This window comes from Propylenella binzhouense, from assembly GCF_009866965.1.
Taxonomy (GTDB): Bacteria; Pseudomonadota; Alphaproteobacteria; order Rhizobiales; family Afifellaceae; genus Propylenella; species Propylenella binzhouense.
On record NZ_SPKJ01000134.1, the window covers coordinates 1 to 8,722 of the forward strand.

The following is an 8,722-nucleotide window of genomic DNA, read 5'->3' on the forward strand; positions in this document are numbered from 1 at the left end:
GCTCGCGCATCGCGTCGAGCCAGAGCACCTGGTACTCGTCGAGGCTGAGGGATCCGTCGCCGTCCTTGTCGAACTGGGCGAGCCGCTTTCCGCGCACCTCGTCGACCTCGGCCTGCGTGATCTTGCCGTCCTTGTTGGTGTCGAAGCGTTCGAAGGCGGCGCGCATCATCATGCGGCCGGCGGGACCGTGCTCGCGGCCGTGCCCGTGCTGGGCGCCGTGGCGCTCGAAGCGGTGGCCGGCGTCGGGCCAGGGTGCGCCGCCCTGGGCGAAGCTCGGAGCGGCGAACGCCGCGCCTGCACTGGCGGCGAGGAGCACGGCGATCAGGGTCTTGGTCGGGGTCTTCATCAGGGTCACCTCGTTTCAATCGTTCGGACGAGGCATTCATACCGGCCGGCTGTCGCAGGAATTTCTCCGCAAACGGCCTCTTTGTGCCGGGCTGTCGCGGCGGGCGCGGCCCGATACGCCTTGATACAAATTTCTCGGTACGCGGGCGCCCGGATCGCATATTTCGCTTCACGAGAGCCGAGAGAACCCGGAAATGGAGCCTTCCCCGCACATCCTCGTCGTGGACGATTCCGCGGACATCCGCGAACCGCTGGCGAAATATCTCGTCAAGAACGGGTTGCGGGTCTCGACCGCTTCGGGCGGCCAGGAGATGCGCCGGCTCCTCAAGACCAGCGCGGTCGATCTCGTGGTGCTCGACATCATGATGCCGGGCGAGGACGGGCTGTCGCTCTGCCGGATGCTGCGCGAGACGACCGAGATCCCGGTGATCCTCCTCACCGCCCTCGCCGAGGAGACCGACCGCGTCATCGGGCTCGAGATCGGTGCGGACGACTATCTGACGAAGCCGTTCAACCCGCGCGAGCTGCTCGCCCGCATCCGCGCCGTGCTGCGGCGCGCGCAGGCGATGCCGGCCAAGGCGGATGCCGTCGCGGGCGAGCGGATCCGCTTCGACCGGTGGACGTTCGACACCGCCCGCCGCGAGCTGGTCGGCGAGGACGGCGTGGCGGTCCCGCTCTCCACCGCCGAGTTCCGGCTTCTCGGCGCCTTCGTCAAGCGCCCCGGCATCGTGCTCTCCCGCGAGCAGCTCCTCGATCTCACGAGCGGGCGCGCCATGGAGCCGTTCGAGCGCTCGATCGACAACCAGGTGAGCCGCCTGCGCAAGAAGATCGAGGCCGATCCCAGGCAGCCGGCCCTCATCAAGACGGTCTGGGCGGGCGGCTACGTCTTTGCCGCGGAGCCGGAGGAGGTGGCCGGGTGAGGGTCCTGCCGAAGAGCCTCGGCGGGCAGCTCGTCGCCCTGCTCTTCCTCGCGCTGATCGGCGCGCAGGCGATCACGCTTCTCGTGCTCGCCGGCGAGCGCAACGAGGCGATCTGGCAGATCAACCGCGCCGGCCTGCTCGAGCGCACCGCCTCGGTGATGCGCATCCTGGAGCGCGTCCCGCCGGACCTCAGGGGCGAGATCGCGGAGGCGGCGGGCTCGCGGCGCATCCGCTTCTGGGTGAGCCCGGCGAGCGTCGTCCCGGAAGACGGAGAAGCCGGGCGCGGCCCGCTCGCGCTGCAGTTCGACAGGATGCTCGGGGAGCCGCTCCGCGCACGGCCCCGCATCGCCTTCGTCGACCGGGGCGGGGAGGGGAATTCCTTCACGCTCCTGCCGCCGCGCCCGCACGGCATGGCCGAGCTGAGGGCCTGGCGCCAGCGCATCGCGGAGGAGCAGCGCGACATCGTCGTCTCCGTGGCGCTTCCCGACGCCATGTGGCTCAACGCGCAGACGCGGACCCGGGCCGAGCCGGTCGCGCTCCCCTGGCCGACGCTCGTCTCGACGGCGGCGACGGCCGTCGCCATCCTCCTCGTCGCGGTCTTCATCGCGCGGCGGGTGACGCGGCCGCTCGGAAGGCTCGCCGCGAATGCGGATGCGTTCGGCCGTGGCGCGCCCGTCCAGAGCCTCCCGGAGGCCGGCCCCGACGAGATCCGGAAGCTCACGGCCGCCTTCAACCGCATGCAGGAGCGCATCCGCAGCTTCATCGGCGACCGCACCCGGCTGCTCGCCGCGATCGGCCACGATCTGCGGACGCCGATCACCTCGCTCCGCCTGCGCGCCGAGCTCGTCGAGGACGAGGAGACGCGCGCGAAGATGCTCGCGACGCTGGACGAGATGCAGCACATCACCGAGGCGACGCTCGAGCTCGGCCGGCAGGAGGCCCGGCCCGAGGATCTGCGGGTGGTCGATCTCGCGGCGCTGGTGGAGAGCCTCGCCGACGACCTCTCCGATCTCGGCATGGACGTGCGCTTCGCCGAGCGCGGCCGGCTGCCCTATCCGTGCCGGCCGAATGCCCTCCGCCGCGCGCTCCGCAACATCGTGGAGAATGCGGTCCGCTACGGCCGCCGCGCCCGGATCGCGCTCGCCGAGACGCCCTCGGGTCCGCTCGTCACGATCGAGGACGACGGACCCGGCATTCCGGAGGAGAGGATCGCCGACGCGTTCGAGCCTTTCGTCCGGATGGAGCAGTCCCGCAGCCGCGAGACCGGCGGCGCCGGCCTCGGCCTCGCGATCGCCCGCTCCATCGTCCGCGGCCACGGCGGCGACGTCGTTCTCGCCAACCGGCCCGAAGGCGGGCTGCGCGCGGAGGTCAGGCTGCCGCGCGACGCCCACGCCTGAGCCTTCCGCTTCGGCCCCGCCCGCGGCGACGCGCCTCCGGCCCGAAGGCGCCGGCGCGCGTCCGCCCGTCCAAAAGCCTGGGGCCGTTGACTTGCTGCTTCTCGATGCCGATGCTGCATTGCAGCGCCCGGCGTTCCGCCGGGGGCACTTTCGGAACGCAATGGCATGAACCCCTACAGTCGGATGCCGAGCCGCGCCTTCTGGCGCTCCGGCGTCGCCGCCGCCGGTCCGCTCGAATTTGCGGAGCTCTACGAGCCCCGGTTCCCGCTCGGGGCGGAGGACCGGATCTCGACGGCGGGAAGCTGCTTCGCCCAGCATATCGGCCGCCGGCTGGCGAGCGCCGGCTTCAAGTACCAGGATTTCGAGCCCGGGCCCCCGCTGCTGCCGCGGGAGGCCTGGCAGCGTTTCGGCTACGGCATCTATTCGGCGCGCTACGGCAACATCTATACCGCGCGCCAGCTGCTCCAGACCTTCGAGCGGGCCTTCGGCGAACGGGAGCCGTGCGAAGCCGCGTGGATCTCGGACAAGCGGGTCCATGACCCGTTCCGCCCGAGCATCGAGCCGGAGGGCTTCGCGGATCTGGACGAGTTCCGGGCCATGCAGGACGCCCACTTTTCCGCCGTGCGCCGGCTCTTCGAGGAGACGGACATCTTCGTCTTCACGTTCGGCCTGACCGAGGCGTGGCGCGACAGGCGGGATGGATCGGTCTTTCCCGTCTGTCCCGGTACGGTCGCGGGCACCTTCGACGATTGCATCCACGAGTTCCACAATTTCGCTTTCGCGGAGGTCTACGAAGACATGCGGACCTTCATGGCGAAGGTCCGTGCCATCAATCCCCGGATGCGGTATCTTTTCACCGTCTCCCCGGTTCCCCTGACGGCCACGGCATCGGGCCAGCACGTCCTTTCGGCCACGACCTATTCCAAGTCCGTGCTGCGCGCGGTCGCCGGCCAGCTTGCGGCCGAGGACGACGACGTCGACTACTTTCCCTCATACGAAATCGTCACCACGCCCACCTCGCGCGGGCTCCACTACCGCGCCAACATGCGTGAGGTCGCCCCGGCCGGCGTCGACCTCGTGATGAAGCACTTCTTCGACATGCATCCGCCGCCGCCCGTTGCCGCGCCGGCAGCGCCGTGGCGCCGGCCGGTCCGGCATCCGGAGGATGTGTGGTGCGACGAGGCGAAGCTGGAACTCATGTCGTGACGAGGACCCTCATCATCGGCGACTCGCATGCGATCGTGCTGAAGGCCGGCAGCGCGTGGCTCAGCATGCCGAGGCTGGAGCCGCTGCTGATCGGTGCCGTCGCGACGGCGAACGATCTGATGAAGCCGTTCTTCGAGGCGAGGGACGGCGTGATCGAATTTACGGACGCGGAAGTCCGGCGAAGGGTCGAGGCGCTGATGGGCACGCCCTCTCTCGATCCGCGCGAATTGGAGTGGGTCGGGCTTTCGATGGGGATGCACGACACCTTCTTCCATCGCGACGAGATGTGGACCCGCATGGCGCCCGTCGCTCTGGCCGGGGGCGATCGCCGGCGGCTTCCCGTCTCCCAGGCCGCGTTTGCGGCGATGGTCGAGGCCTTCGTCGAATGGCCGATCCGCTTCGCCCGGACGCTCGCCGACGGTGGCGCCAAGGTCTTCGTGATCGGCGCTCCGCCGCCACACCGGACGCATCCGGGCATGCAGGACCCGGACGACCGCGTCGTTCGGCTCGCCGTCAGCGAAAAGTACAGGACGCTCGCGGCCCGCGCCTTTTCGGCGGCGGGGATATCCGTCGTCCAGACCCCGGCGACCGCCTATGACCCGGACGGATTTCTGCGGAGCGACCTGATGCCGGCCCGCACGGAGGACCTGCATCACGGGAACGCGAAATTCGGGGTCTACATGCTGCGCGAGATCGACCGGTTCATGCTCATCCAGGAGCGGGTCGAGGCGAGCCGGCGGGAGCAGGCGCGCCTTCGCGCCGCCGCCGCCCCGGAAGAGGACCGACCGGAGGCCCTCCGATCCGTTTCCTGACCGTGGGCGGCCCGTCCCGGGTTGGCGCAGGAGCTTTCCCCACCTACCTTTAGGCGGTGGAACTCATGCTTGACGCGCTCCGGGACATGGCCCGGCGGATGGGCCTTGCCCAGGACCGGCATTTCAGCGAGGACGATACGCGGCTCGCGCTCGCGGCGCTGCTGCTCCAGGCGGCGGACGTCGACGGCGAGGTTTCGCCGGTGGAGCGCGGCAGGGTCCGCGACCTCCTGAAGCGGCAATACGGTCTCGTCGGCGACGATCTGGACACGCTCCTCGGCGATGCGCTCCGCGCCGAACAGGAGGCGATCGACCTCTACGGCTTCACGAGCATCCTCAAACGGCAGTTGAGCGCGGAGGAGCGTCTCGGCGTCGTCCGGCTCCTGTGGGAAATCGTCTATGCCGACGGCGTGCCGCACGAATTCGAGGAGAACCTCGTCTGGCGCGTCGCCGAACTCCTCGCTGTGCCTCGCGAGCAACGGCTTGCGGCGAAGGCGTCCGTGGCGGAGCGTTTCGCACCTGCAACACGCCCGGAAACATGATATTTAGGCTAGCCTGATTTCTCGGCACCGTTCCGAATCGCGCGTTCTCCCATGCTGATCCCGTCGTCCCGCCAGAAGATCCTCGTCGTCCTCCACCAGGAACAATCGAGCCCCGGCAAGCTCGGCCAGATGCTGGTCGCGAAGGGCTACGCGCTCGACATCCGCAAGCCGCGCTTCGGCGATCCGCTTCCCGCCAGCATGGCCGAACATGCGGGGGCGATCATCTTCGGCGGTCCGATGAGCGCAAACGATCCGGACGATTTCGTGAAGCGCGAGATCGACTGGATCGGCGTCGCGCTCGCGGAAGGGGCGCCCTTCCTCGGCATCTGTCTCGGCGCGCAGATGCTCGCGAAGCATCTCGGCGGGACGGTCTGCAGCCATTGCGAGGGCTGCGCCGAGATCGGCTTCTACCGGCTGGATCCGACCGAGACGGGCGAAGCGCTCTGCGCCTGGCCGAAGATGGTCTACCAGTGGCACCGGGAGGGCTTCGACCTGCCTGCCGGCTGCGAACTCCTGGCGCGGGGCGAAGTGTTCGCAAACCAGGCCTTCCGCTGCGGCCCGGCCGCATTGGGCCTGCAGTTCCACAGCGAGCTCACCTATGCGATGGCCTGCCGTTGGACCGTCAGGGGCGCCCAGCGCCTGACGCTCCCGATGGCCCGCCCGCGGGGCGAGCACATGGCGGGCTGGTTCCGCTACGATCCGCCCGTGCGGGCGTGGCTTTCGAACTTCCTCGACGTCTGGCTCGCGCAGGATTCCCGGGCCGGCATGCGCCGCGCGGCGGCGGCATAGCCGGTCAGCCCGGCGCCGGCTCCGCCGGGGCCTGCGCCAGCACGCCCTCCAGCCATTCCAGGCAAGCCTCCACATCCGGCACCGTCTCGCCCGCCGGCGGCTCCGGCCGCTCGACGAGCACGACGGGAATCGCGAGCCGCCGCGCCGCCTCGATCTTCGCCCCCGCGCGGCCGCCGGAATCCTTCGAGACGATCCAGTCGATCCGGTGCTCCCGGAGGAGCGCCATCTCGGTCTCCGGATCGGCCGCCGGCCGGCCGAGGATGAGCTCGCCCGCGGGCAGCGCCTCCCCGGGCGCAGGCGGCTCGATCATCCGCAGCAGGCACCAGATGTCCTTCCGCTTCGCGAACGGAGCGAGCTCGCGCCGGCCGGCGGCCAGGAAGACCCGCGCGCCGGCGGGAACCTGCTCCGCCGCTTCGGCCATCGACCGCACCGGGATGAACCGCGTGTCGTCGGTCCGCTCGAAGGGCGGCCGCACCAGCTTCAGCCGCGGCACGCGCGCCTTGTCGGCGGCTTCCGCGGCGTGCTCGGCGATCTGCGCGGCGAAGGGATGGGTGGCGTCGATGAGGGCGGCGTAGCCGTCCGCCTTGAGGAGCGCGGCGAGCCCGTCCGGCCCGCCGAAGCCGCCGCGCCGGACGTGACCTGCCGGCTGGTTCGGAAGCCGCGTCAGGCCGGCGAGCGAGGTGACCGTCTCCAGCCGGTCGTCCCCGGCGAGCCTTGCCGCGAGCTCGGCCGCTTCGGCCGTGCCGCCGAGGATCAGCACCTTAGCCATGTCCCGTCTCCGCCAGAGGGTTCCCGTCGCGGCCCACGATCAGGACGTTGAGGAGGATCGGCGCGTCGCGCAACACCGAACGTGCGCTCGCGCGCGCCCGTTCCGCCGCGGCGCCGGCGATCGGCAGGCCCTCCGCCTCGCAGAGCGCGAGCGCCTCGGCCGCCGTATTCGCCGCCGTCAGCCGCTCGAGCAGCGCGGCGCGCGCGCCAAGGCCGGCCGCGAGCTCCGCCAGGAAGGCGCGGTCGACCTGCGACCGGCCGGAATGGAGGTCGAGCGCGCCCTGGCCGAGCTTCGCCATCTTGGCGAAGCCGCCGGCCACCGTGACCTTCGCGACCGGATGCGTGCGGAGATATTTCAGCATGCCGCCGGCGAAATCGCCCATGTCGAGGAGCGCGATCTCCGGCAGCCCGTAGCGGTGCCGCGCGGCCGCTTCCGACGCGTTGCCGGTCGCCCCCGCGACATGGTCGAGGCCGGCTGCGCGTGCGACGTCGATGCCGCGGTGGATGGCGTGGATCCAGGCCGCGCAGGAGAACGGCACGACGATCCCGGTCGTGCCGAGGATCGAGAGGCCGCCGAGAATTCCGAGCCGCGGATTCCACGTCTTCGCCGCGAGCGCCTCCCCGCCGGCGACGCCGATCTCGATCTCGGCGTCCGCGGCGATGCCATGCGCGGCCGCGACCTCCCCGACCGCCTCCGCCATCATGCGGCGCGGCACGGGATTGATCGCCGGTTCGCCAGGGGGGACGGGCAGGCCCGGGCGCGTGACGGTGCCGACGCCCGGTCCCGCCCGGAAGCGGATGCCGGACCCCTCCGGAAGCCGGCGCACGACGGCGGTCACTTCCGCCCCGTGCGTCACGTCGGGGTCGTCGCCGGCGTCCTTGATGACGGAGGCCGACGCCAGGCCCGGCGCAAGCCGCTCCCGCGCGAGCGCGAAGGCCGGCGTCTCGCCGCGCGGCAAGCGGATCGAGACCGGGTCCGGGAAGTGCCCGGTCAGGAGCGCCTCGAAGGCCGCCTTGGCGGCCGCGGTCGCGCAGGCGCCGGTGGTCCATCCCCGGCGGAGGCTTGCGCCCGGCGCGCGCTCGGCAGTCCCTTCGGCCATCAGCGACGCTATAGCGCCTCCGGGTGCGGTGCTCCAATCGCGCTTTTGCGGACGTTTCCGGCCGGCTAGAAGGGGGCATGGAGCCTGATCCGCATTCCGCCTTCGAAGGCCTGCCTCGCTTCGAGCCGGGCTGGGTCTGGCTCGTCGGCGCGGGCCCGGGCGATCCCGGCCTGCTGACGCTCCACGCCGCCAACGCGCTGATGCAGGCGGACGTGGTCGTCTATGACGCTCTCGTCGACGGGCGCATCCTGGCGCTCGCCCGCCCCGAGGCCGAGCGGATCTATGCCGGCAAGCGCGGCGGCAAGCCGTCGCCGCGCCAGCGCGACATCTCGCTCCGGCTGGTCGAGCTCGCGCGCGCGGGGCGGCGCGTCTGCCGCCTCAAGGGGGGCGATCCGTTCGTGTTCGGCCGCGGCGGCGAGGAGGGGCTGACGCTCGTGGAGCACGGCGTGCCGTTCCGGATCGTGCCGGGCATATCGGCCGCGATCGGCGGCCTCGCCTATGCCGGCATCCCGGTGACGCACCGCGCCGTCAACCATTCCGTCACCTTCCTCACGGGCCACGACCAGACCGGCCTTGCGCCGTCCTCGATCGACTGGGAGGGCGTCGCCCGCGGCGCGCCCGTCATCGTGATGTACATGGCGGTGAAGCACCTCGCCTTCATCGCCGAGAAGCTGATGGCGGCCGGCCGTTCGGGCGGCGAGCCGGTGGCGATCGTCTGCGACGCCACCACCGAGCGGCAGGCCGTCCTGGAGACGACGCTCGCGCGCGCGCCCGCCGATCTCGCGGCGAGCGGCCTCGGGCCGCCGGCGCTCGTGGTCGTCGGCGCCGTGGTCCGGCTCCGCGCCG

At 71.3% G+C, this 8,722-nt stretch carries 10 protein-coding genes; 7 read left to right on the forward strand and 3 right to left on the reverse strand.

Going from position 1 to position 8,722, the window contains the following annotated elements; all coding sequences use genetic code 11:
- A partial coding sequence (locus E4O86_RS21080) for an EF-hand domain-containing protein (RefSeq protein ID WP_161142527.1) occupies positions 1-346 on the reverse strand: 346 nt, incomplete at its 3' end.
- 193 nt (positions 347-539) lie between these two features.
- On the opposite strand from E4O86_RS21080, the gene E4O86_RS21085 reads away from it, so the two are divergent.
- The 6 genes from E4O86_RS21085 to E4O86_RS21110 all read left to right on the forward strand — a co-directional run bounded on the left by E4O86_RS21085 (position 540) and on the right by E4O86_RS21110 (position 6,008).
- On the forward strand, positions 540-1,265 hold the full coding sequence (locus E4O86_RS21085; RefSeq protein ID WP_161142520.1) for a response regulator: 726 nt from the start codon (positions 540-542) through the stop codon (positions 1,263-1,265).
- Positions 1,262-2,662, forward strand: coding sequence for an ATP-binding protein (locus E4O86_RS21090; protein ID WP_205521020.1), 1,401 nt, complete (start codon positions 1,262-1,264; stop codon positions 2,660-2,662). The genes E4O86_RS21085 and E4O86_RS21090 overlap by 4 nt, the downstream gene beginning before the upstream one ends.
- A gap of 165 nt (positions 2,663-2,827) precedes the next feature.
- Entirely contained in the window at positions 2,828-3,868 is a 1,041-nt protein-coding gene (locus tag E4O86_RS21095) for a GSCFA domain-containing protein (RefSeq protein WP_161142521.1), read from the forward strand.
- Positions 3,865-4,680 (forward strand): hypothetical protein, encoded by an 816-nt coding sequence (locus E4O86_RS21100; RefSeq protein WP_161142522.1) that lies wholly within the window; start codon positions 3,865-3,867, stop codon positions 4,678-4,680. The genes E4O86_RS21095 and E4O86_RS21100 overlap by 4 nt, the downstream gene beginning before the upstream one ends.
- 65 nt (positions 4,681-4,745) lie before the next feature.
- Positions 4,746-5,219, forward strand: a complete 474-nt coding sequence (locus E4O86_RS21105; protein WP_161142523.1) for a tellurite resistance TerB family protein — start codon at positions 4,746-4,748, stop codon at positions 5,217-5,219.
- Between the two features lie 51 nt (positions 5,220-5,270).
- Positions 5,271-6,008 (forward strand): glutamine amidotransferase, encoded by a 738-nt coding sequence (locus E4O86_RS21110; protein ID WP_205521021.1) that lies wholly within the window; start codon positions 5,271-5,273, stop codon positions 6,006-6,008.
- Between the two features lie 4 nt (positions 6,009-6,012).
- On the opposite strand, the gene E4O86_RS21115 is transcribed toward E4O86_RS21110, so the two are convergent.
- Together E4O86_RS21115 and E4O86_RS21120 are read right to left on the reverse strand one after the other, a co-directional pair.
- Positions 6,013-6,777, reverse strand: a complete 765-nt coding sequence (locus tag E4O86_RS21115) for a cobalt-precorrin-6A reductase (protein WP_161142524.1) — start codon at positions 6,775-6,777, stop codon at positions 6,013-6,015.
- Entirely contained in the window at positions 6,770-7,876 is a 1,107-nt protein-coding gene (locus E4O86_RS21120; RefSeq protein ID WP_161142525.1) for a cobalt-precorrin-5B (C(1))-methyltransferase, read from the reverse strand. The genes E4O86_RS21115 and E4O86_RS21120 overlap by 8 nt, the downstream gene beginning before the upstream one ends.
- Before the next feature lie 77 nt (positions 7,877-7,953).
- On the opposite strand from E4O86_RS21120, the gene cobA reads away from it, so the two are divergent.
- Positions 7,954-8,722 (forward strand): uroporphyrinogen-III C-methyltransferase (cobA, locus tag E4O86_RS21125; RefSeq protein WP_161142526.1); only part of this gene is annotated, 769 nt, incomplete at its 3' end.

Coding starts and splice junctions, on each gene's coding strand:
- E4O86_RS21095 (WP_161142521.1), top strand. CDS start 2,828: ATGAACCCCTACAGTCGGATGCCGAGCCGCGCCTTCTGGCGCTCCGGC.
- E4O86_RS21105 (WP_161142523.1), top strand. CDS start 4,746: ATGCTTGACGCGCTCCGGGACATGGCCCGGCGGATGGGCCTTGCCCAG.
- E4O86_RS21110 (WP_205521021.1), top strand. CDS start 5,271: ATGCTGATCCCGTCGTCCCGCCAGAAGATCCTCGTCGTCCTCCACCAG.
- E4O86_RS21115 (WP_161142524.1), bottom strand. CDS start 6,777: ATGGCTAAGGTGCTGATCCTCGGCGGCACGGCCGAAGCGGCCGAGCTC.
- E4O86_RS21085 (WP_161142520.1), top strand. CDS start 540: ATGGAGCCTTCCCCGCACATCCTCGTCGTGGACGATTCCGCGGACATC.
- E4O86_RS21120 (WP_161142525.1), bottom strand. CDS start 7,876: ATGGCCGAAGGGACTGCCGAGCGCGCGCCGGGCGCAAGCCTCCGCCGG.